This window comes from Denitrobaculum tricleocarpae, assembly GCF_007004665.1.
Taxonomy (GTDB): Bacteria; Pseudomonadota; Alphaproteobacteria; order Kiloniellales; family Kiloniellaceae; genus Denitrobaculum; species Denitrobaculum tricleocarpae.
On record NZ_ML660068.1, the window covers coordinates 22,100 to 47,406 of the forward strand.

General features: G+C 62.5%; 23 protein-coding genes. 17 read left to right on the forward strand and 6 right to left on the reverse strand.

Going from position 1 to position 25,307, the window contains the following annotated elements; translation table 11 throughout:
- The first annotated feature begins 110 nt into the window (after window positions 1-110).
- Both FKG95_RS27895 and FKG95_RS27900 read left to right on the forward strand, forming a co-directional pair.
- Complete coding sequence (locus FKG95_RS27895; RefSeq protein ID WP_142899754.1) at window positions 111-851, forward strand: SDR family oxidoreductase; 741 nt, start codon at window positions 111-113, stop codon at window positions 849-851.
- Entirely contained in the window at window positions 848-1,756 is a 909-nt protein-coding gene (locus tag FKG95_RS27900) for an NAD(P)-dependent oxidoreductase (RefSeq protein WP_281281514.1), read from the forward strand. Before FKG95_RS27895 ends, FKG95_RS27900 begins: the two co-directional genes overlap by 4 nt.
- A gap of 21 nt (window positions 1,757-1,777) precedes the next feature.
- Here FKG95_RS27900 and FKG95_RS27905 read toward each other — a convergent pair whose 3' ends face one another.
- From FKG95_RS27905 to iolD, 4 genes are read right to left on the reverse strand one after another with little or no spacing between them, the layout of a single operon-like run.
- The gene (locus tag FKG95_RS27905; protein ID WP_142899756.1) at window positions 1,778-2,611 is read right to left on the reverse strand and encodes a class II fructose-bisphosphate aldolase; all 834 of its coding nucleotides are present in this window, start codon (window positions 2,609-2,611) and stop codon (window positions 1,778-1,780) included.
- Entirely contained in the window at window positions 2,608-3,450 is an 843-nt protein-coding gene (locus tag FKG95_RS27910; protein WP_142899757.1) for a 5-deoxy-glucuronate isomerase, read from the reverse strand. The genes FKG95_RS27905 and FKG95_RS27910 overlap by 4 nt, the downstream gene beginning before the upstream one ends.
- Window positions 3,431-4,456, reverse strand: a complete 1,026-nt coding sequence (gene iolC, locus FKG95_RS27915; RefSeq protein ID WP_142899758.1) for a 5-dehydro-2-deoxygluconokinase — start codon at window positions 4,454-4,456, stop codon at window positions 3,431-3,433. Before iolC ends, FKG95_RS27910 begins: the two co-directional genes overlap by 20 nt.
- A gap of 5 nt (window positions 4,457-4,461) precedes the next feature.
- Window positions 4,462-6,333, reverse strand: coding sequence for a 3D-(3,5/4)-trihydroxycyclohexane-1,2-dione acylhydrolase (decyclizing) (iolD, locus tag FKG95_RS27920; RefSeq protein ID WP_142899759.1), 1,872 nt, complete (start codon window positions 6,331-6,333; stop codon window positions 4,462-4,464).
- Between the two features lie 104 nt (window positions 6,334-6,437).
- Between iolD and FKG95_RS27925 the strand changes: the two genes are divergently transcribed.
- From FKG95_RS27925 to FKG95_RS27935, 3 genes are read left to right on the forward strand one after another with little or no spacing between them, the layout of a single operon-like run.
- Window positions 6,438-7,556 (forward strand): Gfo/Idh/MocA family protein, encoded by a 1,119-nt coding sequence (locus FKG95_RS27925; RefSeq protein ID WP_142899760.1) that lies wholly within the window; start codon window positions 6,438-6,440, stop codon window positions 7,554-7,556.
- A gap of 42 nt (window positions 7,557-7,598) precedes the next feature.
- Window positions 7,599-8,492, forward strand: a complete 894-nt coding sequence (locus FKG95_RS27930) for a sugar phosphate isomerase/epimerase family protein (protein ID WP_142899761.1) — start codon at window positions 7,599-7,601, stop codon at window positions 8,490-8,492.
- 26 nt (window positions 8,493-8,518) lie between these two features.
- Window positions 8,519-9,676 carry a Gfo/Idh/MocA family protein gene (locus tag FKG95_RS27935; protein ID WP_142899762.1) on the forward strand — a complete coding sequence of 386 codons (1,158 nt, stop codon included), beginning with the start codon at window positions 8,519-8,521 and terminating at the stop codon, window positions 9,674-9,676.
- Window positions 9,677-9,680: 4 nt separating this feature from the next.
- On the opposite strand, the gene FKG95_RS27940 is transcribed toward FKG95_RS27935, so the two are convergent.
- Window positions 9,681-10,682: a LacI family DNA-binding transcriptional regulator gene (locus FKG95_RS27940; protein WP_142899763.1), complete on the reverse strand. Its 1,002-nt coding sequence runs from the start codon at window positions 10,680-10,682 to the stop codon at window positions 9,681-9,683.
- A 199-nt stretch (window positions 10,683-10,881) separates the two neighbouring features.
- Between FKG95_RS27940 and FKG95_RS27945 the strand changes: the two genes are divergently transcribed.
- From FKG95_RS27945 to FKG95_RS27955, 3 genes are all read left to right on the forward strand, one after another.
- On the forward strand, window positions 10,882-11,823 hold the full coding sequence (locus tag FKG95_RS27945; RefSeq protein ID WP_142899764.1) for a sugar ABC transporter substrate-binding protein: 942 nt from the start codon (window positions 10,882-10,884) through the stop codon (window positions 11,821-11,823).
- A 195-nt stretch (window positions 11,824-12,018) separates the two neighbouring features.
- The gene (locus tag FKG95_RS27950) at window positions 12,019-13,173 is read left to right on the forward strand and encodes an ABC transporter permease (protein ID WP_142899765.1); all 1,155 of its coding nucleotides are present in this window, start codon (window positions 12,019-12,021) and stop codon (window positions 13,171-13,173) included.
- A gap of 1 nt (window position 13,174) precedes the next feature.
- Window positions 13,175-13,954 (forward strand): ATP-binding cassette domain-containing protein, encoded by a 780-nt coding sequence (locus FKG95_RS27955; RefSeq protein WP_142899766.1) that lies wholly within the window; start codon window positions 13,175-13,177, stop codon window positions 13,952-13,954.
- A 106-nt stretch (window positions 13,955-14,060) separates the two neighbouring features.
- On the opposite strand, the gene FKG95_RS27960 is transcribed toward FKG95_RS27955, so the two are convergent.
- Window positions 14,061-15,035, reverse strand: a complete 975-nt coding sequence (locus FKG95_RS27960; RefSeq protein ID WP_142899767.1) for a sugar-binding transcriptional regulator — start codon at window positions 15,033-15,035, stop codon at window positions 14,061-14,063.
- A 409-nt stretch (window positions 15,036-15,444) separates the two neighbouring features.
- Here FKG95_RS27960 and FKG95_RS27965 point away from each other — a divergent pair, with 409 nt between their 5' ends.
- The 9 genes from FKG95_RS27965 (at window position 15,445) to FKG95_RS28005 (ending at window position 25,188) form a co-directional block, all read left to right on the forward strand.
- Window positions 15,445-16,335 (forward strand): carbohydrate ABC transporter permease, encoded by an 891-nt coding sequence (locus FKG95_RS27965; protein WP_142899768.1) that lies wholly within the window; start codon window positions 15,445-15,447, stop codon window positions 16,333-16,335.
- Window positions 16,336-16,338: 3 nt separating this feature from the next.
- The gene (locus tag FKG95_RS27970; protein ID WP_142899769.1) at window positions 16,339-17,214 is read left to right on the forward strand and encodes a carbohydrate ABC transporter permease; all 876 of its coding nucleotides are present in this window, start codon (window positions 16,339-16,341) and stop codon (window positions 17,212-17,214) included.
- A gap of 97 nt (window positions 17,215-17,311) precedes the next feature.
- Entirely contained in the window at window positions 17,312-18,826 is a 1,515-nt protein-coding gene (locus FKG95_RS27975; RefSeq protein WP_142899770.1) for an ABC transporter substrate-binding protein, read from the forward strand.
- 94 nt (window positions 18,827-18,920) lie between these two features.
- Window positions 18,921-19,643, forward strand: a complete 723-nt coding sequence (locus FKG95_RS27980) for an SDR family oxidoreductase (RefSeq protein ID WP_142899771.1) — start codon at window positions 18,921-18,923, stop codon at window positions 19,641-19,643.
- A 4-nt stretch (window positions 19,644-19,647) separates the two neighbouring features.
- The gene (locus FKG95_RS27985) at window positions 19,648-21,186 is read left to right on the forward strand and encodes a xylulokinase (RefSeq protein ID WP_142899772.1); all 1,539 of its coding nucleotides are present in this window, start codon (window positions 19,648-19,650) and stop codon (window positions 21,184-21,186) included.
- Window positions 21,183-22,532, forward strand: a complete 1,350-nt coding sequence (locus tag FKG95_RS27990) for an iron-containing alcohol dehydrogenase (RefSeq protein WP_142899773.1) — start codon at window positions 21,183-21,185, stop codon at window positions 22,530-22,532. Before FKG95_RS27985 ends, FKG95_RS27990 begins: the two co-directional genes overlap by 4 nt.
- A 42-nt stretch (window positions 22,533-22,574) precedes the next feature.
- Window positions 22,575-23,642, forward strand: a complete 1,068-nt coding sequence (locus tag FKG95_RS27995; RefSeq protein ID WP_142899774.1) for an ABC transporter ATP-binding protein — start codon at window positions 22,575-22,577, stop codon at window positions 23,640-23,642.
- Window positions 23,642-24,724 carry a glycerol-3-phosphate dehydrogenase gene (locus tag FKG95_RS28000; protein WP_142899775.1) on the forward strand — a complete coding sequence of 361 codons (1,083 nt, stop codon included), beginning with the start codon at window positions 23,642-23,644 and terminating at the stop codon, window positions 24,722-24,724. Before FKG95_RS27995 ends, FKG95_RS28000 begins: the two co-directional genes overlap by 1 nt.
- Window positions 24,721-25,188: an RpiB/LacA/LacB family sugar-phosphate isomerase gene (locus FKG95_RS28005; RefSeq protein WP_142899776.1), complete on the forward strand. Its 468-nt coding sequence runs from the start codon at window positions 24,721-24,723 to the stop codon at window positions 25,186-25,188. The genes FKG95_RS28000 and FKG95_RS28005 overlap by 4 nt, the downstream gene beginning before the upstream one ends.
- Window positions 25,189-25,307 lie beyond the last annotated feature (119 nt).

A 25,307-nucleotide genomic window follows, 5' to 3' on the forward strand; every position in this document is an offset into this window, starting at 1 on the left:
GAGAGCTTCCAGTCTTCGGGAAAATTTTCCGATTAAAGCCATCGCCTTTCGCGGGACCTCAACCTACACTCCAGCCTTAACACGAAAACTTTGACGGTTGGAGGGATTGAATGGGACGTCTGGCGGGAAAGACGGTTGTGATGACGGCGGCGGGCATGGGCATCGGTCGTGCCTGCGCGATTGCCATGGCCGAGGAGGGGGCCGAGGTCCATGCGACGGACATCGACCAGTCCTCGCTCGACAGTCTGGCGGAGGTCAATCCCAACCTGAAATGCCTGCGTCTCGACGTGACCGACGCCGCCGCGATCAGGGCGCTCCCGGAGCGGATTCCGGTCCCGGACGTGCTCTTCAACTGCGCGGGCTATGTGCACGACGGGACACTGCTGGATGCGGACGACGCGGCCTGGGAACGTTCCTTTCAGATCAACGTGCGCTCCCATGCCCGCATGATCGAGGCTTTCCTGCCCGCAATGATCGAGAGAGGCGGCGGCTCCATCATCAATATGGCGACGGTGGCCTCCAGCCTGACCGGTGTGGCCAGCCGCTGTGTCTACAGCGCCACCAAGGGGGCGGTCCTGGGCCTGACCAAGTCGATTGCCAAGGATTATGTGACCGACAGAATCCGCTGCAACGCGGTCTGCCCGGGCACGGTCTTCACGCCTTCGCTCAAGGCGCGCATGGCGGCCAGCGGCGACTATGACAAGGCTTACGAGGCAATGCTGGACCGCCAGCCGACCCGTGAAATGACGCATCCGGAAGATATCGCGCCGATCGTTGTCTATCTGGCTTCGGACGAATCGAAGGTGGCGACGGGACAGTTTTTCGTGGTCGACGGCGGCTGGACGATTTGACGGCTTTTGAGAAGCGAGAGGGACGCGGGATGCAGGTGGGTTTTATCGGCTTGGGTGCGATGGGCTTTGGGATGGCTGCAAATCTCCTGGCCAAAGGCTTCGGTCTTTCTGTGATCGCCAACCGGAACAGGCAACCTGTCGAAGCCTTGCTGGCGCTGGGTGCCAGCGAGTCAAAAAGCTACGAGGAGCTTGCGGCAGCGAGCGACGTTGTAATCCTCTGCCTGCCGGATTCCGACGTGGTCGAGCGGGTTGTCGCCGTGTTGGAGCCAGAGCTGCGCAAGGGACAGATTCTCATCGACACCGGAACCTCTTCACTCGCGTCGACCGCAAAGCTGGCGGGCCGGATGGAGGCGATCGGAGTTTCCTTCGCCGAGGCACCGCTGACCGGCGGCACCAGGCAGGCCGAGGCGGGTGAGCTTGGTGCCTTGGTCGGCGCCGAGGACGCGGTGTTCGAGCGCATAGAGCCAGTGCTGAGGGCCTTCTGCGCGGCGGTTCAGCATTTTGGCCCGGTGGGCGCGGGCGGCCGGGCCAAACTGGTGAACAACTACATGGTGCTCGGCATTGCCGCTTTGGTGCTCGAAGCCTTCCATGCCGCGGACGTGGCCGGCGCCGATTGGGCGAAGCTTTACGACGTGGTCATCCGCGGGTCGGGCGATTCCGGTGTATTCCGGCGCATGATCGGCGGCGCGCTGGAGGACGATTTCAAAGGATATGTCTTCTCTGTGAAAGCGGCCCACAAGGACCTGCGTTACATCGCGGAAATGAACAAAGAGTTGGGTCTGGCAACGCCTTTGAACAAGGCGGTGCTTGATATCTTCGCGCGGGCCGAAGCGCAGGGTTACGGCGAGCTCATGATCAGTGAACTGCTGCGCGGTGATATTCGAAAGCGGCTGGGAGCCGGTTAGACTCCGCGTCGCTCGCCGCTTTCATGCTTCAGGTCCTATGTTTTGAATGACCTGGATGGTGGTATCGCGCACGGCGGGGATGGTCGGCTTGAGAATCTCCAAACGGTCGAAGATCTCGCCGTGTTGCCGAAGGTTCTCTTTCAGCGCCTGTCCAAAGGCCATGCGCAATTCAGTGCCGATGTTGAACTTCGAGACCCGGGTCTCTCGTGCCAGTTTCCTGCGGGTTTCGAAGGGAATGCCGCTGCCCCCGTGCAGCACCAGGGGAATCGAGGTCGCCGCCTCCACGGCGGCCAGGGCTTTGAAGTCGATCCCGGCGGTTTTTTCCGTCTGCAAATGAACGTTGCCGACCGAGATCGCCATGGCGTCGGCGCCGCTCTCCTTCTCAAAGCGTCCCGCTTCGGCAGGATCGGTCGTTGCCGAGGCCGCCCCTTGGGCATAGCCGACGAAACCCACTTCGCCCTCGACCGAAACACCGGCGGCATGCGCCTTCTCGACGATCCGGGCGGTGATCTCGATGTTCTCGGCGATCGGTAGTTTCGAGCCGTCGAACATCACCGAGGTAAAGCCGTGGTCGATGCCCTCCAGGCAGTCTTCCGGCGCGTAGCCGTGATCGATGTGGCAGACGACGGGCACGCGGGCCTGGTCCGCCAGATGCCGGAACATCTTGCCCAAAACCGCAACCGGTGTGTGTTTGCGGCAGCCGGGACCGGCTTGCAGGATGATCGCCATTCCGGCTTCCTCCGCCGCTTCCACATAGGCGCAGGCGTCCTCCCAGCCCAGCACCACAAGTCCGGCGACCGCATAGCCGCCGGACATCGCGTCCCGAAGAACGGAGCTGAGCGTCGCCGCCGTCATTTGAACTTGGCGATCATGTCCTTGATGCCGGGAATGGTCTCGACCTGATAGGCGTGGGTCGGATGGAAGTACTGCTTAAGGGAGCGCTGGCTGAGCCCGCCCAGGATCGTGAAGTAGTACATTTCATAGCCCGGCGCGACGACGCAGGGGTGGTAGCCCTTGTCGATGATGAAGGTCGAACCGTCGACGATATGAAAGGCCTCGCCGACCTTGTCTTCTTCCGTTTGCAAAAGCTGCATGCCGAAACCGTGCCCCGGCTTAAAGCGGAAGTTGTAGACCTCGTCGTGGCGGGATTCATCGGGCAGCAGATCGGAGTCATGCTTGTGCGAAGGGAAGCCGGACCAGCCGCCCTGGCCCACGGTGTAAAGCTCGGAGACCAGCAGGCGCCCGACCTTGTCGTGATACTTGGTGCCGAAGATGTGCTTGATCTTACGGTGCGTCTTGGTGTCGTCCGAACCGTACTGCACCTTGTCGATATCCGCGGCCCGGACCGCGAAGGGCTCGAGCACGTCGTCGTATTTGGCACCGGCAATGAAGACTTCGGCGTCATCGGAAGCGCAGACAAAGTTTGCCTTGGCAGCGGTCGGCACATAGACGCCCTCGGGCTCGCCGTCCCAGACATCGCTGCGGCGCAGGCCGATCCCGGCGTAGGCTTCGCCCTCGACCTCGACATCGACGGTTCCGGTCGCGGGCACGATGCAGGTTTCGTAGCCGGGAGTCCGGTATTCGAAAGCTTGGCCCTTCTTCAGCTTGACGATGTTGAAGTAGGTGAGGGGAACGCGCGAATCCTCGAGGTCGATGATCGGCTTGTTGTGGTTATCAAACGGGGCAATGTGCATGGTGCTCTCCGGGGGCAGTGGTTTCTTGAGAAGATAGGATGGGATGGGCCGACACGAAGTCGGCCAGCTCTTTGGGATCGGGCATGGCGGTGGAGCAGGAAACCCGGGTCACGACAATCGCGGCAGACGCGGAGCCCTGTCGAACGGCGTCCTTCGGTGAGAGGCCGTCCGCCAGTCCCGCCAGAAAACCGCCCATAAAGGCGTCGCCTGCGCCCGTCGGCTTGAGTGCCCGAACGGGATAGATACCGGTCTCGAAGCTTTCCGTAGCGGTAAAGGTGACGGAGCCGCGCTCGCCCATCTTGTAGACGACCAGCGAGGGGAAAGCCTGGAGCAGGGACCGCGCATGTTCGAAGCCATCCTGCCCGGGCCCGGCGGCGACATTGAACTCGACATCGTTGCCGATCACCAGGTCGCAGTGTTCGATGGCGCGGGTGTAAACCTCGGCGGCCTCTTCCTGCGACACCCAGGAGTAGGGCCGGTAGTCCATGTCGATGATCACGGGTGTTCCGGCGGCGCGGGCAAGTTCGATGGCGCGGAAGATGGCCGAACGCGAGGGTTCGGCGGCGAGCGCGGTCCCCGAGAGGATCACACCGCCTGCGGCGGCGTAATCCAGGGACTCCACATCGCCGGGGCCCATATCGAAGTCCGCCGCGCCGTTGCGGTAGATCACCGACTGGCAGTTTTCCAGCCGGGTTTCGACCACCGCGAGGCTGTTGCGGGCTTCACCAGCCACGCTGCGGCAGTACTTCGTGCCGACCCCGAACCTGGCGAGCCGCGCCGTCGCAAAACGTCCGACCGCGTCATCCGAGACGCAGGTGACCACCTCCGCGCCGCAGCCCAGCCTGGCAAGGGCGACCGCCGTGTTGGCCGCCGATCCGCCGACATGAGCCGAAAAGCTGTCCGCCTCTTCCAGGACGGTACCGGGCGGCTCGGCATAGAAATCCATGCCGGCCCGGCCAACGACGAGGAAGCTCCTCCGCTTCAGTTTGTCGATGAGCTTTTCCATGATTGTTAGACGCCTTGCCTCTGCTTGCGGCGGCTTTCTTCGGAGTCCTTGCGTGCGGCATCGATTTCTTTTCTGTCGGTCACCGCCGGAATGCCGGTCTCCCACCAGGTGTGCCCCTCCTGGGTCCAGCCTTCGAAGGCATCGACTTTCAGGGAGATCACGTAGGTGCGGTCCGAGGTCTTGGCCCGCTCGAAAGCCTCCTTGAGCGCAGCAATGGACTCAACCGTTTCCGCATTCGCGCCCATGGCCCTGGCGTGGGCTTCGAAATCGACCGCGAAGGGCTCAACCGCCAGATTGCAATCCTTGATCAGGTTGTTGAAGGAGACGTTGCCGGTGTTGTTCTGCAGCTTGTTGATCACCGCGAAACCGCCGTTGTCGCAGACAACGACAATCAGCTTCTTGCCCGACAATACCGAGGAATAGATGTCCGAATTCAGCATCAGGTAGGAACCGTCACCGGTGAAAATGATGGTCTCGCGCTCCGGCTCGTCTTCCTGTTGCGCGATGCGTGCACCCCAGCCGCCCGAAATCTCGTAGCCCATGCAGGAAAAGCCGAATTCCACATCGACCGTTCCCAGCGACTTTGTGCGCCAGTTCGCTGTCACCTCGGCGGGCAGGCCTCCGGCGGCGGCAACCACCCGGTCGCGCGGGTCGCAGAGTTCGTTCACCACGCCGATGACCTGGGCGTAGGACATGGGGCGGTTGCCGGGCCGGATGTTCTCATCGACATAGTGGTTCCAGGCCGCACGCTCGTCCGCCGCGAAGCCGCTCCAGCTTGAGGACGCGGCGTGATCGCCGAGCGCCGCAGACAGCAGGCGCAGCGAGAGCTTGGCATCGCCGACCACCGGCAGGGAGAGGTGCTTGCTGGCGTCGTGGCGCCCGACATTGAGGCCGATGATCCGGGCCTCCTGATCGAAGGCGGTCCAGGAGCCGGTGGTGAAATCCTGCAGCCGCGTGCCGACCGCCAGGATGACGTCGGCCTTTTCCGCGAGCTGATTGGCGGAGTTCGAGCCCGTCACGCCGACCGGGCCGCAGTTGAGCGGATGCTCGAACAGCAGGTTGGCACGCCCGGCGATGGTCTCGACCACCGGGATGTTGTGCTTCTCGGCGAAGGTGGCCAGCTCGGTGGTGGCCTTGCTGTATTGCACGCCGCCGCCCGCGATGATGACCGGGCGTTCGGCGGCGGTTAGCATTTCGGCGGCCGCGGCGATTTCCTCCTGATCCGGAGTCTGCCGCCGGATACGGTGCACGCGCTCCTCGAAGAAGGCGAGCGGATAGTCGTAGGCCCAGCCCTGGGTGTCCTGCGGCAAACCCAGGAAAGCCGGGCCGCAGTCCGCGGGATCCAGCATGGTGTTGATGGCGGCGGGCAGGGACTGAATGATCTGCGCCGGATGGGTGATGCGGTCCCAGTAGCGGGAGACGGACTTGAAGGCGTCATTGACCGAGAGACTCGGATCGCCGAAGTGTTCGACCTGTTGCAGCACCGGGTCGGGCAGGCGGGTCTGGAAGGCATCGCCCGCCAGCATCAGCAGCGGCAGGCGGTTGGTGTGGGCGATGCCCGCCGCGGTCAGCATGTTGGTCGTGCCGGGGCCTGCGGACGCGGTGGTGAACATGAAACGCTGCCGGAGTTTCTGCTTGGCGTAGGCGATGGCGGCCATGGCCATGGACTGTTCGTTCTGCCCGCGCCAGAGCGGCAGTTCCGTGCGATGGTTGTAAAGGGCCTCGCCCAGGCAGGTGACGTTGCCATGACCGAAGATTGCAAAACCGCCGCCGCAGAGCCGGGTTTTCTCCCCGTCGATCATGATGAACTGGTTCGCAAGGTGCCGGACCAGCGCCTGGGCCATGGTAAGCCGGACGGTTTTTCCCCTGCCGGACATTGAGTTCTCCCGAAGTCGAAATGATGCTTGACGCTTTACGCTAAAACGAGCTTAGTTGTTTTTGCAACCGGTTGCAAAAAAGAATCTCTTCTTCGGGAACGATCATGCGGAATTTGGGTATCGGCATCGTCGGTGGCGGCTATATGGGCAAGGCGCATGCCGTGGCCCTGCAGGCGGTCGGCGCGGTTTTCGATACGGCGTTGCGGCCGGTGTGCGAAATGATCTGCACAACCACGGAAGAAGGCGCGAAAGAGAAGGCGCGGGCACTGGGCTTCAAGCGCTCGACCGCCGCTTGGCGGACTCTCGTCGAGGATCCCGTAGTAGAGGCGATCGTCATCGCGTCGCCGCAGGCCTTCCATCGGGACATCGCTCTGGCGGCCTTCGAACGCGGCAAGCCGGTCTTTTGCGAAAAACCTCTGGGGGCCGGGCTGGAGGACAGCCGGGTGATGGTGGCGGCGGCCGAGCGCAGCGGCTGTGCCAACATGACCGGTTTCAACTACATCCGCACGCCTGCGTCCCAGCTGGCGCGGCAAATCATTGCCTCGGGTGAAGTCGGCGAGGTCACCTACTTTCGCGGCGAGCATACCGAAGACTTTCTGTCCGACCCTGAAGCGCCGGCCAGCTGGCGCACCCAGGGACGCGCCAACGGCACCATGGGGGATCTGGCGCCGCACATGATCAATGGCGCCCTGGCGCTGATGGGGCCGATCGAAAGCCTGATGGCGGATATCGAGACCGTGCACGGATCGCGCCCCGATTCCGGCGGTTCGCCGGAGACGGTTACCAACGACGACCATGGCCAGTTCCTCTGCCGCTTCGAGAACGGGGCCATGGGTATGCTCTACTTCAGCCGGATCGCGACCGGCCGCAAGATGGGCTACGCCTATGAGGTCTTCGGCACGAAGGGCGCGCTGCGCTTCGATCAGGAAGACCAGAACGCCCTCTGGCTTTACAAGGGCGATGCGGCGGGTGACCGGCAGGGCTACACCAAGATCCTGACCGGTGCCGAGCATCCGGATTACGTCCATTTTTGCCTGGGACCGGGCCACGGAACCGGGTATCAGGATCAGATTATCATCGAGGCGCGGGATTTCCTGCGGGCGATCGAGACCGGTGATGCCGTTTGGCCCACTTTCCGGGACGGGATGGAGGTCAATCGGGTGATCGCGGCGGCCTGGGCTTCGCAGGAAGAACGAAGATGGGTCTCGCTGAACTCCATTTGAACAGCGGTCCATTACAAGAAACTCAAAGAAAACAGGAAGACGATGTCGATCAGAATTGGAAATGCACCCTGCTCCTGGGGTGTTGAGTTCGCGGGCGATCCACGCAATCCAAGCTGGACCCGGGTTCTGGATGAGTGCAAGGCGGCGGGCTACAAAGGCATCGAACTGGGGCCGATCGGCTTCATGCCCGAGGATCCGCAGGAGCTTGGCGAGGCCCTGGCTGAACGGGAGCTTGAGCTGATCGGTGGCGTTGTCTTCCGGCCCTTCCACGACCCCGAGAAGTGGGAAGAAGTTCTGGACGGTGCGACCCGCACCTGCGCCGCCTTGAAGGCGCACGGGGCTGAGCATCTGGTATTGATCGATTCCATCTCACCGCGCCGGGCGCCTACGGCGGGCCGGCCCGACGAAGCCGAGCAGATGAGTGCCGACGAATGGAAGGGCTACGTTGAGCGGATCCGCCGGATCGCCAGGATCGGCAGCGAGGACTACGGCCTGACCGTGGCGATCCATCCCCATGCTGCGGGCTTCATGGATTTCGAACCCGAAGTCGAACGCCTGCTATCCGAGGTCCACGAAGACCTGCTGAAGATCTGCCTGGATACCGGCCACGCGCGCTACGCAGGCTTCGATCCCCTTGCTTTCATGCAGCGCCACATGGACCGCATCTCCTATATGCACTTCAAGGACATCGATCCGCAGGTGAAGACGGACGTCATCGCCAAGCGGACGGATTTCTATAAGGCCTGCGGACAGGGCATCTTCTGCACCCTGGGCAAGGGCGAGACGGATTTCCCGGCGGTGCATAAGTACTTGAACGATGTCAGCTTTACCGGCTGGTGCACGGTCGAGCAGGACTGCGATCCGGAGATCCGTGACACCGCATTGGCTGACGCCCGCGCAAACCGCGAGTATCTTGAATCCATTGGCTTCGCCTGAGCCTGAGCTATAGCGGGAACGGACTTATGACCAAGCTGAAGTGGGGCATGATCGGCGGCGGCGAGGGCAGCCAGATCGGCCCGGCGCACCGTCTCGGCGCGGGCCTGGATGGCCTCTTCGAGTTGACTGCCGGCGCGCTGGACGCCGATGCGAAAAAGGGCCGCGCCTACGCCCGGCGCCTGGAGATTGCCCCCGATCGCGCTTACGGCGACTGGCGGGAGATGCTGGCCGGAGAATCCGCGCGGGAGGACCGGATCGATCTGGTTACCGTCGCGACGCCTAATTCGACGCACTTCGAAATCACCAGGGCCTTTCTGGAACAAGGCTTTGACGTGCTCTGCGAAAAGCCCATGACCATGACCGTGGAGGAGGGCGAGGAGATTGTGGCGCTGGCGGAAAAGTCCGGGCGGATCTGCGCGGTGAACTACGGCTACAGCGGCTATCCTCTGGTCCGTCACATGCGGGCCATGGTGGCGCGGGGTGACCTCGGGCAGGTGCGTCTGGTCAAAGCGGAGTTCGCCCACGGCTTCCACGCGGATGCCGCCGACGCGGATAACCCGCGTGTCCGCTGGCGCTACGATCCGGCCCAGGCCGGTGTCTCCGCCGTCATGGCCGATTGCGGGATTCACGCGCTGCACATGGCCTGTTTCGTCACCGGGCAGGAGGTGACGAGCCTCTCCGCCGATTTCGCCTCTTGCATCGAGCGCCGCACTCTGGAAGACGACGGCATGGTCTCTTTCCGCATGACCGGCGGCGCGGTTGGCAGGCTCTGGACCAGCGCCGTCGCCGTGGGCCGGATGCACGGACTGAATATCCAGGTCTTCGGCGAAAAAGGTGGTCTACGCTGGGCACAGGAATGGCCGAACCAGCTTTACTGGACGCCTCTGAACGAGACCACCCGCACGCTTGAGCGTGGCGGGCCGGGGCTTTCGCCGGAGGCGGACCGTGCCTCACGGGTGACCATCGGTCATGCGGAGGGGATGCCTCTGGCCTTCGCCAACATCTACGCGGATCTCGCCGAGGTGATCACCGCGCGCAAAGAAGGCCGGGCACCCGATCCCGCCGCCACGCACACTCCGCGCGCCATTGACGGGCTGAATTCCATGGCGGCGGTCTATGCGGCTGTGGAGTCCGCGGGCAACGGCAGCCGCTGGACCGAAGTGCGGCCGCCTTCGCGGCGGTGACTGGTTAGCCCTCGATTGGTTTCAGGGTGCCGCGCTCCACGACTGAGCAGGGGAAGAGGCGCACTTCCGGCGCTCTTTCCGGGGTGTCGAGCATGGAGACCACCAAATCCACCGAGCTCAGGATGATCTCGCTGGTCGGCTGGCGGATCGTGGTCAGGCTGTAGGCCTGCCAGGCCGCCATGTTCATATCGTTGAAGCCGATAAAGCCGACATCCTGAGGGATCGACAAACCTGCATCCCGGGCGGCATCCATGGCCCCCATGCAGATCAGATCGTCGCCGCAGAAGACCGCTTCGAATCTGCGGTCATTCAGGAGTTCGCGCATCGCCTGCTGGCCGGAATTGTATGCGTAGGCATCGGCGTAGAGACTGGAAACGATTTCAAGCCCGATTTCTTTTGCGCGCCGGGTAAAGCCGGCCGCCCGGTCCTGGGCGGAGGTCGCGCTCTGCGGACCGCCGAGGAAGGCGACGCGTTTGTAGCGGTGTTTCTGCAGGGTTTCCGCCGCCAGCGCGCCGCAATGCTCGTTGTCGATGCCGACAATATGGATGTCCGGTGTCGAGGCGAAACGTCCGAAGGCATGGACAACCGGAACCTGCGCCTCCTTGAAGGCATGGGCGAAGAGGGGCGGCAGGGTCGAGGAGGCGACGATCACGCCGTCGACACTGTACTGTTTGAGAAGCTGAACCGAGGCCGAAGGGTCGGTCTGATCGGTCAGATTGACCAGCAGCGGGCGCAGATTGCGCTCCTGCAGCGCGCGGGTATAGAGATCGAAGACCTCCAGAAAGACCGGGTTCTGAAAATTGTTGGCGATCAGCCCGATCAGCTTGGTGCGGTTGGTCGCCAGGCTGCGCGCGATCAGGCTGGGCGAATAGCCGAGGTCGCGCGCCGCCTTCTCCACCTTTTTGCGGGTTTTGGCCGAGACGCTGGCGCCCTGGGTAAAGGTCCGGGAGACCGCCGAGCGGGAAACGCCGGCGCGCTCCGCGACTTCTTTGAGTGTGACTGCCATTCGCTATTCTGCACCGACGCCGCGTGAGTGGGGCGCGCTCCGGCTCAGGTTTAGCTGAGTGAAACGCGTCCGGCCAAGGAAATGATGACCTCTTGTGGAAAATTTTGCAACCGGTTGCAAAAAACAACGATCTGTGGTTTATGGAAACTGTGGGTTGTCAGCGCTTGCCGTTGGCCCTGAATTACGGGAGGAAAAACAAATGAAAAAACTACTCTGTGCTGTGGCCGCCGCCGCAGCCTTCGTAGGAGCAAATATTTCCACTGCGTCGGCCGAAGGCGAGAAATTCATTCTGGTAAGTCATGCGCCGGATTCCGACTCCTGGTGGAATACCATTAAAAACGCCATGGCGCTCGCCGGCGAGCAGGTCGGGGCCGAAGTGGAGTACCGCAATCCGCCGACAGGCGACATCGGCGACATGGCGCGGATCATTTCCCAGGCCGCCGCGTCCAATCCCGACGGCATCATCACCACGCTGGCCGACCCTGACGTCCTGCGCGGCCCGATCGAGGATGCGGTCGCGAAAGGCATCCCGGTCATCATCATCAATTCCGGCACACCGGAGCAGGCCGCCGAGGTGGGCGCGCTGATGTATATCGGCCAACCCGAATACGACGCGGGCCTTGCCGCCGGCATGCGCGCCAAGCGTGACGGCGTTGGTTCCTTCCTCTGCGTGAACCATGTCGTCTCCAATCCGGTGGTGGGTGAACGTTGCCGCGGTTTCGCCGATGGGCTAGGTGTTGATCTCGGCAAGTCGATGATCGATTCCGGCCAGGACCCGGCGGAAATCAAGAACAAGGTGAAGGCCTATCTCTCCGCCAACCCTTCGACCGAGGCGGTCCTGACCCTCGGCCCGACATCGGCGGGTCCGACCATCGAGGCGCTGAAGGAAAACGGCATGGCCGGCAGCCTCTACTTCGGCACCTTCGATCTGGGCACCGAGATCGTCAAAGGCATCAAGGACGGCACGATCAAATGGGGGATCGACCAGCAGCCTTTCCTTCAGGCCTACATGCCCGTGATCATTCTTGCCAACTATCAGCGCTTTGGCGTGCTGCCGGGTAACAACATCAACTCGGGCCCGGGCTTTGTCACCAAGGAAGCCCTGGAGAAGGTTGAAAAGTATGCGGGCGAGTACCGCTAACCCGGGCTGCGCGCTCTGAAGCGAAAATCCCCGGGCAGCCATTTTTTGCCCGGGGCGCTTTTCAACTTTTTATCCGTCTGTACTTTCATCAACGCCAAGAGTCTGCCGACCCGTTGCCTGGCCGTCCGGTCAGCGACCAACGGACAGCCGTAAGCAAATCATAAGAAAAATCGGCTTGTCGGTGGGGAGGAAGATATGACTGCGACAAAGGCAGAACCAGACCCGTCACCTGCTCCACGATCCGGCGCGCCGGAAAAAGACGAGCGGGTCAAGGAGATTTCAGGTTTCCGCAAGGCCATGATCCGCCCCGAGCTGGGTTCGATCTGCGGCACGATCCTGGTTTTTGTTTTCTTTCTTCTGGTCGCCCGGGATTCGGGCATGTTTTCCGCCGAGGGCGTGCTGAACTGGGGGGTCGTTTCAGCGCAGTTCGCGATCATCGCCGCCGGCGCCTGCCTTCTCATGATCGCCGGTGAGTTCGACCTTTCAGTCGGTTCCATGATCGGCTTTTCCGGGATCGTCATCGCGCTGATGTCCGTGACCTGGGACTTCCCCATGTGGGTCGCCATCATCACCGCCTTCATCGTCGCTGTCGCGATCGGCTGGCTGAACGGTTACCTGGTCATCCGCACCGGCCTGCCGTCCTTCATCGTGACGCTGGCGTTTCTCTACATCCTGCGCGGCCTGACCATCTTCGCGGCCATCGCGACCACCAACAAGACCATCATCGGGGGAATCCGCGACAAGGCGGAGGGCGATTGGCTTGCCGCCCTGTTCGGCGGGAAGATTCTCAACGGCCTCTTCGTCTGGCTGGCCGACTTGGGCCTGATCGGAAAGTTCGTCGCAGGCAGCCGTGCGGGACAGCCGATTGTCGACGGCGTGCCCATGCTGATTGTCTGGGCGTTGATCCTGATCGTCTTTGCCCATGTCTTGCTGACGCGCACCCAGTTCGGCAACTGGATTTACGCCTCGGGCGGCGATGCCCAGGCGGCGCGCTATACCGGTGTGCCGGTCGATCGGGTCAAGATCCTGATGTTCATGTTCACCGCCTTTTGCGCCACGGTTTTCGCGACCTGCCAGGTGATGGAGTTCGGCTCCGCCGCCGCCGACCGCGGTCTGCTGAAGGAATTCGAGGCGATCATTTCCGTGGTCATCGGCGGCGCGCTGCTGACCGGCGGCTACGGCTCGGTGATCGGCGCGGCGCTCGGGGCGCTGATCTTCGGCGTCGTGCAGCAGGGGCTCTTCTTCGCGGGCGTTGAATCTTCGCTCTTCCGGGTCTTCCTCGGGGGTATCCTGCTGCTCGCGGTGATCCTCAACACCTATATCCGCAGAATCATCACGGGGGAACGCTGATATGTCCACGCCCTTGATCGAACTCCGCGATATCGAAAAGCACTTCGGGGCCGTCATTGCCCTGGCCGGCGTTTCCCTCTCGGTTCATCCCGGCGAGTGCCATTGCCTGTTGGGAGATAACGGCGCGGGCAAATCGACCTTCATCAAAACCATGTCCGGTGTCCATGCGCCCTCCAAGGGTCAGATCCTGATGGGCGGATCCGAGGTCAAGTTCGGCGGCACCCGTAACGCGATCGAGGCGGGCATCGCCACGGTCTACCAGGATCTGGCAATGATCCCGCTAATGTCGGTCACGCGGAATTTCTGGATGGGCCGGGAGCCGAAGAAGCGGGTGGGTCCGCTCAAGTTCATCGACTTCGAGACGGCGAACCGGGTGACAATGGAGGAGATGGCGAAGATGGGCATCCGTCTGCGCGAGCCGAATCAGGCCGTGGGCACGCTCTCCGGCGGCGAGCGGCAGACCGTCGCCATCGCCCGGGCCGTCCACTTCGGGGCCAAGGTGCTCATCCTCGACGAGCCGACCTCCGCCCTGGGCGTGCGCCAGACCTCGAACGTCCTGGCGACCATCGACAAGGTCCGCAAGAAGGGCATCGGTGTGGTCTTCATCTCGCACAATGTCCGCCATGCCATGGCGGTGGGCGACCGCTTCACGGTTCTGAACCGGGGACAGACCCTGGGCACCGCCAAGCGTGGTGAAATCTCACCCGAAGAGCTTCAGGAAATGATGGCCGGCGGCGAGGAACTCGCGGAACTGGAGGGTTCGCTCGGCGGTACGGTTTGATGTGCTGAGACCCGTTCCGGCCCGCTCCCCCTCCCGGCCACCCATATGATCATGCCGTGGGTGGCCGGGAGGGGGAGCGGGCCGGTGCCGCACTCAAACAAAAAGACTAATCTAAAAGCGCCCGCGCGGTGTTCTGATCGGTGACAAGCCCGGTCAGCAGACCCTGGTCCAGGACCGCGCGCAGGGCCGTGACCTTGTTCTCGCCGCCAGAAATCATGATGCGCTGCTTGATCTTGGCGAACTCGCGGGGCCTCAGACCGATCACCCGGCGATTGACCGGGTGGTCGATCACTTCGGCGTCGCGTCCGATGTAATAGCCCAGGAAGTTTCCGATCGCGCCTGCCGAGCGGACGGAGGCGAAGTCTTCCTCGTTCACGAAATCGACCCGCCGGATGGTGGCGCTGTTCAGGCCGCCGATGCTGACGACGGCCAGTTCCGACTGCATCGCGCGCTTGTAGATGTCCTGCAACAGGGGTTGCTGGAAGAGGATATCGCGGCTTTCCGCCGTGTCGCAGACGATGGGGCCGGGCAGGTAGAGGCATTCGGCGCGCAGCTTCCCCGCCAGTTGGGTCGTGGCTTCGAAGGCGTTAATCGACGAGCGCCGGGTGAGCGAACCCAAGAGGGCGACCACTGAGACATCGCGCATGGGCGTTTCCGGGACGGCGTCGGCGAATTCCTTCAGGGTGACGCCCCAGCCAAGACCAATGGTCATGCCGTTTTTCAGGCGCCGCAGCACCGGTTCGCAGGCCGCCGCGCCGACGATGCGGGAGAGCTCGTCCTCGTCGGTTGCGTAAGCCAGGGTGACCTCCGCCAGGTCCAGCCTGTAGCGTTCGGCCAGGGCTTCGCCGAGCTCCACGTTCTCGGTCAGTTTCGAATTGATCGAGATACTGACCACACCCCGCCGGCGCGCCTCGGCCAGAAGCCGGATCACGCGCGTGCGGTTGACGCCGACCCGGGCCGCGATCTCCTGCTGCGTCATGCCCAGTACGTAGTAGCACCAGGCAATCCGGACCGCGAGTTGCTCGGGCCAGTCCTGCTGGTCGCTGCTCTCGCGCACGTCACTGTTACTGATCGAAACCATGTCCCCACCAAACCATCGGCTACCGTGGCGTCTATGCTTTCGCCACGGGAATACCGGCTCTTTTCAACTTCTGGCGCGTCCGGCGCACTTCGCCGACTCGAACACCACACCCCCTTTGAGGGCGTAGGGATAACACTTCAACTGCGAGACCTAAAGCGGGGAGACGGCGGTCCCGGAGGCCTCTTCGGGCACCTGACTGGAAGCCCTCAGATCGTCAATGTAACAAATGTTATTGCGTGTGAACATTTGTTATGTCACGCTTCCTGTCAACAAAAGGGGCCGGATCCGTGAAAGCGGGCGCTGTGTGAGCAGACGTTGCGCAGGCGGTGATCGGCATAAAAAGAGTCCAGGGAGGTTCATTCGTGCGTGTTCGGCGTCTGTCATGCTTGTCTGAACCACGGTTGTAACGATGGCGTCGCTTTCGCTCCGGGCACCGCGCGTTTTCATTTCCGACCGCCCTTTGCCGTGGCTGCTGCCTCTGATCCTCATCCTGGTCGTCTTTGCGCTCTATCCCTTTTTCTACAACATCTATCTGAGCCTGCATGAGTTCGTGCCGCGGAAACGCGAGCTGGTTTTTGTCGGTGTCGAGAACTGGGCGAACCTGTTCCAGGACGGCCGCATGTGGGGGTCCCTCTGGGTTACCCTGCTCTACACCGGGATCTGTCTCGCCGTTCAGCTCGTGCTGGGCATGGTCATTGCCCTGCTGATCGATTCCGATGACCCGGGGTTCGGCATTCTGCGCGGTCTTCTGACCCTGACGCTGGTGATCCCGCCGGCGATCACCGGCATGATGTTCCTGCTGATGGAGGACGCCCAGTTCGGGGTGATCACCTATTTCCTTGAATCCCTGGGTTTCCTGACCGAAGGCTCGATTCTGGGCAGCAGCGATACAGCCCTCATGGGCGTGATGCTGGCCGACATATGGCAATGGACGCCCTTTATGGTGTTGATTTTCGTTGCCGGACTGCGCGCCCTGCCGCCCGACCCCTTCGAATCGGCGATGATCGACGGCGCTTCGAGCTGGCAGATCTTCCGCCGCCTGACTCTGCCGATGATGAGCAAGGTGATCGCCATCGCGGTTCTGATCCGCGGCATCGATCTCTTCCGGACCTTCGACTATGTCTATGTCATGACGTCGGGCGGTCCGGGCACCTCGACCTACACACTCAGCCTCTACGCCTGGCAACAGACCTTCAGTTTCATCAAGTGGGGCTACGGCGCCACCATCAGTCTTTTCGCGCTCTTTGTGATCCTGATCGCCGCCAACATCTTCGTCAGCCTGACAAAGACGAGGTGGTAGGCGATGCTGCTCAGTCCCACCCAACGCGTATTGCGCGCCTTTGCCGCCTGGGCCGTCGTCGCGCTTTTTGTTTTCCCGATCTATTACTGGATCACCGTCGCCTTCAAAGTGGAACGCGAGATCTTTTCCCTGCCCCCGAAAGTCTTTCAGTTTACTCCCAGCTGGAAATCCTTCGAGGAGGTCTTTGGCGTTTCCTTGGGGTTTGAGAACGGCCTGGAAGTGATTCCGGGCGGCGGTAATTTTTACATGACCCCGCGTCTGGTCGACAGCATCGTGGTGGCGTTTTTCTCCACCATACTTGCCGTTGCGATCGCGGTGCTCGCGGCCTACGCCCTCTCGCGCATGCGCATCAAGGGTCAGCATCATTTCGTCTTCTGGATCCTGTCGACCCGGATGATGCCCCCGGTGGCCGTCGCAATCCCGATGTTCTTTATCTACAAAAACTTCGGCCTGCTCGACACCCACGTCGGGATCATCCTGATCCACGCGCTGATGAACCTGCCGCTCGCGGTCCTGCTGCTGAAGAGTTTCTTCGACGATATTCCGACCGAGATCGACGAAGCCGCCCTTATCGACGGCGCCTCGCGTTTTCTGATCTTTCGAAAGATCGTCCTGCCCATGGCCATGGGCGGAATCGCGGCGACGGCGGTGCTTTGCTTCATCTTCAGCTGGACCGAATTTCTCTTCGTCCTGACCCTCACGCAAACATCCCTGAAAACCGTACCGGTGGTCTCCTCGACCTTCGTGACCTCCACAGGGACGGCCTGGGGCAACATGGCGGCACTGGGCACGGCGGCCATGCTGCCCGCCTTCGTCTTCATTCTACTGGTTCAAAAGAATCTCGTGCGCGGTCTCACACTGGGATCACTGAAACAATGACCGGAGCGTTAACCCACCTTGGAACGACCACACCGCGCAGAGAAGTCAAGGTTCTGAGACTTCCGGCACATAAGCCATGACATGGGAGGAAAACTCTATGAATCCGATAGATAAAAAACTGTATCTTGCATCGATCACCGACCGCTATGTGAAGGGCAAAATGGACCGCCGCAGTTTCCTGCGCGCGGCTGGCAAACTCGGTCTGGGCGCCGGTGTCCTGGGTCTCAGTTCCATGATGCCGTTCGGCAGCCGGGGCGGTTTTATCTCACCGGCCGCCGCGGCGGAGATCGAGCCCGATGCGGAGATGATGGCCTGGCTGAAAGACGTGGCCAAACCCTTTGCCGGTCAGACCGTCCGCCTGGCAACGGAATCCACGCCACCTTCGAATGCCATCAACTCGGCGCTGAAGCCCTTCTTCGAGGAGGCGACCGGAATCAATGTCGAGATCGAAGTTCTGCCGCTGGAGCAGGTTCTTCAAAAGCTGACCCTGGACGTGGCGTCCGGGCTGGGCACCTACGATCTCTATTATATCGACCAAAGCTGGATGGCGAGCTTCTCTGGCGACGTGATCGATCCGCGTGAAAAGTACGCGGCGAACAAAGATCTCGCGATGCCCAACTACAACATGGACGACTTCCTGCCGGCTCTGGTCGACGGTATTTCCATGTACGAGGACACTATGGTCGGTGTGCCGTACGATATTCCGATCTTCATCACCATGTACCGCAAGGACATCTATGATGAGTTGGGACTGAAGGTGCCGACCACCATGGACGAGTACCTGGCCAACGCGGTCGCGATCCATGAGGCCAAGCAGCCCGAAATCTACGGCACCAACGGGCAGATGAAGTCCGGTCACTACAGCCTGGAATGCGATTGGACCGCATGGCTCTGGTCCCACGGTGGCTCGATCTTCGGTCCCGACGGCAAGTTCACCGGCAATGACGAAGCCGGTCTCGAGGCCATGGACTATTGGGTCAAGCTCTTCGCGAACATGCCCGAAGGTGTGACCACCTGGACCTGGGACGGGCAGGGCCAGTCCATGGCTCAGGGCATCGTCGGGCAGACCCTCAGCTGGGGCGAATTCTTCCCCTTCTGGGACAACCCGGAAGCCTCGAAGGTCTCGGGCCTGATGGAAGCCGCGGTTCCCCCGGCGCCGAAGGCTCCGCTCAGGACCACGGAGCAAACCGGCTTTGGCGAGATCCCCGGCGTCGGCCATCAGGGCGGCTCTTCCCTCGCGGTTTCCAAGTATTCCAAGAACCAGGATGCTGCCTGGCTCTTCGCGCAGTGGGCGACCTCCTACGATACCCAGGTGTACATCACGACACTGGGCGGCGGCACCGGCCCAACCCGCGAGAGCGTCTACGACGACCAGCGGGTCAAGGCAAACGCCATCAAAGGCATCGGCGGTACGACCCGTCACCTGGATGCAGTGCGGGAAACCATCGCAAACCACATGGGCTCCGAGCCGGATCTGCCGGAATGGGCGGAACTTTCCAACGACACCATTCCGGTCGAGTTGGGCCGCTTCTGGGCAGGCGATTACGACTCGCCGAAGGCCGCCATGGACTCGATTGCCGAGAAGGTGGATGCCATCGTCGATCGCGGCTGAGGCAGGGCAATCTGACGGTTGGGGCGGTGCAGGTAGTGCCGCCTTTCGACCCTCCAGTGCGCCGTAAAGAGTCGAAGATAAAGGAGATTTCTGGATGGAAAAGCCGCTCGTCGTCATCACCGGGGCCAGCTCCGGCATAGGCGAAGCCACGGCTAAGGCCTTTGCGAAAGCCGGTCATCCGCTGTTACTGCTTGCTCGCCGGTTGGAACGGATGGAAGCCCTGGGTTTGGACAATTGCCTCTGCCGCAAAGCTGACGTGCGCGACCGCGACGCCATCACAGCGGCGGTGAAAGAGGCCGAAGCTCTCTACGGCCCGGCGGACTGTCTCTTTAACAATGCCGGCATCGCCCGTCTGGCGGATATCGGCGAGCAGAACCCGCTCGAGTGGGACGAGACCATCGATATCAACACCAAGGGCGTCATGAATGCCCTGCACGCCGTGATGAACGGCATGAAGGAACGCGGTCACGGCACCATCGTCAACATGAGTTCCATCGCCGGACGCAAGGTCTATCCGGATCACACGGTTTACTGCGGCACGAAGTTCTTCGTGCATGCGATTTCCGAGAGTATCCGCGGGTATCTGGCGCCCCACAACGTGCGTGTGGTGGTGATCTCGCCCGGCATTATCGAGACCGAGGTGCTGGACCACGTCACCGACGAAACCACCCTGAAGAACTACAAGGACAACAAGGTCCGTATCGGCGGCGGCATCTCCGCCGATCACGTGGCCGATATGATTCTCTTCGCCTACCAGATGCCCCAGAACGTCCTGATCCAGGAAATGGTCGTGACGCCGACACGTCAGGAATTCTAACCGGATGTCCAAGGCTTCCGACAGCTTGGTGATCGGGCTCGACAGTTCCACACAAAGCACCAAGGCGATTGCCTGGACTGCGGCGGGAGAGGCTGTGGCCGAGGGGCGTGCGCCGATCCCCCTCTTCAATCCGCGGCTGGATTGCTTCGAGCAGGATCCGCTGGATTGGTGGGAAGGCTGCGTGACGGCCCTGACGGACTGCGTGGCGCAGGTGGGGGCGGAACGCATCGAAGGGCTCGCCATTTCGAACCAGCGCGAAACCATCGCCTTTCTGGACGCTGCCCATGAGCCGGTTTATCCGGCGATCACCTGGCTCGACGAGCGCTCCCGTGCGCAGGTGGCGAGCTTCTCCGAGAGCTTTGGCGCGGAACGTATTCACCGGATCACCGGGCGGCCTGTGGATATTACGCCCTGCCTCTACCGTCTGGTCTGGATGCGGGAAAACGAGCCCGAGATCTATGCCCGCACCGCGCACTTTGTCGATGTGCAGAGCTATCTGGTGCAACGGCTGGCCGGCGGCCCTTACAGGACCGGCTGGACCTCCGCCGATCCCATGGGCCTGTTCGATATGGAGGCCAAGTGTTGGTCTGCGGAGCTGCTGAACGCGCTTGAGATCGATGTCGCCCAGTTGCCGGAAGCCCATCCACCAGGCACGGAATTGGGGCGCATCACATCCGAAGCCGCCGCGGCAACCGGCTTGAAGGCAGGGACTCCGATTTACGCGGCGGGCGGTGACGGCCAGTGCGCGGGACTGGGGACCAACTGCGTCCAGCCCGACCGCGCTTACATCAACCTGGGGACGGCGGTGGTATCGGGTGTCTGGTCGCCGGACTATCGTGTCGGCCCGGCCTGGCGCACGGAGATCGCGGCGCAGGGTGAAGGCTACATCTTCGAGAATTGCCTGCGCTCCGGAACCTTTCTGGTCGACTGGTTCGTCGACCGCTTCATGCCGGGCGGCCGAAGCGATCCGGAGATCTTCAGCCGTCTGGAGGCGGAAGCTCTGGAGGTGCCGATCGGATCCAACGGTTTGCTCATTCAGCCCTACTGGTCGGGGGTGATGGATCCGCACTGGGACACCGAGGCGCGCGGGGTCATCCTGGGGCTCAGCGGCAGCCACGGCGCCGCGCAGATTTACCGCGCGATCCTGGAGGCCATCACTCTGGATCAGGTGATGCGGACGCGGGAGACCGAGCGCGCCCTGGGACATCCGATCTCACACTACGTTGCCATCGGCGGCGGCGCCGCCAGTCCGCTCTGGCGTCAGATGCTGGCCGACGCCTCGGGCAAGCAGGTGCGGATCAGCGACACGGTCGAGGCCTCGGCCCTGGGCGCGGGGATGACGGCCGCTTACGGGGCTGGCTGGTATCCCTCCATCGTCGCCGCGGCAGAGGCCATGTCCGGCGAGACGACCGCGATCGAACCGGATGCCGAAAAGGGCGCGCGCTACGGCGCGCTGCTCGACATCTATCGTGATCTTTATCAAGCCACATCAAGCATCAACAGGCGGATGGTGCAGTTTGCAGAGGAAGGAACATCTGCGTGACCGTTAAACCGGAAATGTCGAGCCCAGACGGCGTGAGTATCGAGAGCTACGGCGGTGTTCTCGACCAATTGGTTGCCGGAGACTGGGTAAACCCGAAAACCGGCGAGCGGCACGGGATCCCGCCCAAGGCCATGGTGATCGCGGCCAGCCTGGATGGGGCGGAAGCCGACCTGATCGCCGCCCGCCACCGGGGCAAGTCGATCATGGTGGTCAGCGACAGCTTCACCCGCGAGGCCTTGGGGCGGCGCGTCTTCGAAGCCCTCAAGCCACTGGGCAACGTCACGGAGTACGTCTGGGCAAAACCCAGCTGTTCGGAAGACGGCGTGAAGCAACTCCAGGAAGACACCCGTGGCGCCGAGGTTCTGATCGCGGTGGGCTCGGGCACGGTCAACGACAGCATCAAGTACGCGACGTATCTTGACGGGCGCGACTACTCGGTCTTCGCGACCTCGCCCATGAATGCCTATTCAACCTCGACCGCGTCGGTCTCCTTCGGCGGTTTCAAGAAATCGATCCCCTGTCACGGGGCGAAGGGCATCTACTACGACCTCAGCGTGATCGCCAAGTGTCCGCCGCGGCTGATCTCGGCGGCCTTCGCCGATGTGATCTGCCGCACGACCGCTCAGGTCGACTGGCTGATGTCGCACATTCTCTTCGATACGCCCTATTCGGACACGCCTTACGTCCTGTTGAATTACGACGAGGGGGACATGATCGCCAACGCGGACAAGATGCTCTCCGGCAGTGTCGAATCCCTGGCCATGCTTACTCGGATCTCCGCCATCATGGGGCTGGGCACGTCTTTTACCGGCACGACCCACTGCGGCAGCATGGCCGAGCATATGATCTCGCACTACATCGACATGTTTGCCGGCGAGGCGCACCCGCGCACGTCGCACGGCGAACAGGTCGGGGTGGCCACCCTGTCTCTGTCCAAGCTGCAAAACAGGCTTCTGAACGCGGATCATCCGCCGGTGATGCGCCCGACGGTCATTCCCGAGGCGGAGCTGCACGCGAAGTTCGGCGCCGACTACGCCAACATGATGATCGAGCAGACCCGGCTCAAGGCGCTCGATCAGCGCGAGGCCGACCGCCTGAACCAGCTCTTTGCCGATGACTGGGACGGCTTCGCGGATCAGCTGCGCGCAGTGATGCTGCCTTACGAACGGGTGAAGTCGGCGATGGAAGCCGCGCACTGTCAGCTTACCGGCGAAGAACTGGGACTCCCGGCGGGCTTCTATTCCGACGCGGTGCGTTATGCGCGCTTTATCAGGGAGCGCTTCAGCGCGCTCGACCTGGCCGACGACAGCGGGCAGCTGGAGAGCTACGCGCAGAGCTGCGTCTGATCGCGAAGACGCAGATAAGATCAGAATTGAGGACATTCAGGTATGGCGACCGTTGAATACGACGGGATTGGAAAAAGCTTCGGTCCGGTGAAGGTGATGGAGAACATTTCCTTCACCATCGATACGCAGAAGTTCGTGGTGCTGCTCGGCCCGTCGGGCTGCGGCAAGACCACTCTGCTGCGCATGACCGCCGGCCTGGAGACGATCTCCGCCGGCGAGATCCGCATGGCCGGTGAGCGGGTCAACGAGATCCATCCGCGCGACCGGGATATCGCCATGGTCTTTCAGACCTATGCGCTCTATCCGACCATGACGGTTTTCGACAACATCGCCTTCAGCCTGCAGGTGCGCAAGGTGGCGCCCGAGGAGATCAAGCGGCAGGTCGAGGAGGCCGCCGAGATCCTCAACCTGACCGACTATCTGAAGCGCTATCCCAAAGCGCTCTCTGGCGGCCAGCGGCAGCGGGTGGCCATGGGCCGGGCATTGGTACGTCATCCCAAGGTCTTTCTCTTCGACGAGCCGCTGTCCAATCTGGATGCCAAGCTGCGCGGCCAGATGCGTTTCGAGATCCGGCGCATCCACGACCGGCTGAACACGACGACCATCTACGTCACCCACGATCAGATCGAAGCCATGACCATGGCCGACGAGATCGTGGTGATGAACGGCGGCAGGATCGAGCAGATCGGCACGCCGGAAGAAATCTACGACCGTCCGGCAAACTGCTTTGTCGCCGACTTCATCGGCTCGCCCTCCATCAACCTGCTGAAGGGGATCGTCGAACGTCAGGACGGCAGGGCTGTGATGCGGGTCGGCGAGAGCGGCCTGCATCTGCCGGAGAATACTTCGGCGCGCGAAGGGCAGTCCCTCGTTTACGGCATGCGGCCGCTGGACATCGAGGTCGGCGACAGCGGCGAGGCCTCGGGGACGGTCGAGTTCGTCGAGAACACCGGCGCGGAAACCCATCTGCACATCAACTTCGACGGACACGACATCCGCGCCGTCGCACAGGGCCGCCTGCGGGTGAAGACCGGCGACCGGCTGAACTTCACCATCAATCCGGAGAAGGTGCACCTCTTCGATCAGACCAGCGAAAAGCGGATCGACTGATGGCAAAAATTCTCATCCTCGGCGCCGGTGTCATGGGCAGCTCGCTTTCGGTTCCCGCTCTGGATAATGGGCACGAGGTTCTCCTGGCCGGGACTCATCTGGACGTGGAGATCATCGATGCGCTGAAAGCGGACAGAAGCAAACACCCGACCCTGCGGGCGCCTTTGCCTACAGAGGTGATCCCGCTTCAGATCGGGGAAGTCGGACCGGAACAGGGCGCCGCAGCCGATGTGATTGTGGTCGGGGTCAGCAGCCCGGGCATTGACTGGGTGATCGGGCAGCTCATCCGGCTGGTCGACCGGCCAAAGCCGATTGCGCTGGTCACCAAGGGTCTGGCTGAAACCGGGCATGAAAAGCCCGGCGCCTTTACCGACCGGGTCCGCAACGCTCTGGGCGCCAAGGGCCTTGGCGATTGCGCCCTGATCGGAATCGGCGGGCCCTGCATTGCCCGTGAGTTGGCATTGCGCCAACCGACCTCGGTGGTTTTCGCGTCTGACGAGCTCTCCGTCGCGGCCGATTTCGCACGCATGATGCAGACCGAATACTACCGCGTGCATACCAGCGACGATCTGCTGGGTGTGGAGGCCTGCGCGGCGCTCAAGAATTTCTACGCGATCGGGGTCAGCGCGATGATCAGCCGCTACGTCAACCCCGACAAAGCCGAACCCGCGCCCGCAAAAAACCCGACCGCCGCCGTGTTCAATCAGGCGATCCAGGAAATGGCGCGGCTGGCCGCCTGGATCGGCGGCCGGCGCGAGACTGCCTTCGATCTGGCGGGGGCGGGCGATCTGCATGTGACCGTCGGCGGCGGCCGCAACAGCAAACTGGGCAAGCATCTGGGGGCAAACCTCGCCGTCACGCAGGTGATGGAAGGGCCGCTGAAGGGCGAAACCGTGGAGGGGCTCGACACGGGCCGCAGCCTGGCACCCGGGCTCTTCAGCGCTTTCGAGCGCGGCACGCTCAATCCGGGGGCCTTTCCGCTCGCCTGCGCGCTGCTCGACGCAATCCTCAAAAACAAGCTCTTCGCCTTCGACCACGGCAGTCTGGGAACGGCACTTTATCCAATGGAGACGACATCATGACGGACAGCGGCATCAAGGTTAAAAAGCTGGGCATCGGCTGCGATCATCTTGGTCTGGCCATGAAGAACGATCTGCGTGACCACCTGGCGGCCCAGGGGATCGAGGTCGTCGATCTGGGGGTGCATGACGAAACGCCGGTCGATTACCCGGATATGGGATCGGGCCTGGCCCGGGAGCTGGCCGCGGGTGCCTTTGAACGCGGGATCCTGATCTGCGGCACCGGCGCGGGCATGGCGATCGCCGCCAACAAAGTGCCCGGCGTGCGCGCGGTCTGTGTCACCGATCCCTATACGGCCGAGCGGGCGATCGCCAGTAACGACGCCCATGTGGTGACCTTTGGGGCGCAGATCACGGGGCTCTCGGTTGCCCGGATGCTGGCGGATATCTTCATCCGCAACAGCTTTCAGGGCGGCCGCTCCGCGCCCAAGGTCGCCAAACTCGCGGCCCTCGACGAGGCGCGATAAGGTCGTAGCAGGCCAGAGCCGCAGGACAAGCGGCCTGCAGCTCTCGGCTGACGGTCTTGGCGATGGACCCCTCACGGATTTGTGACAGAGGGTCGGATCCTGGCTCTCACGCGGTCCGG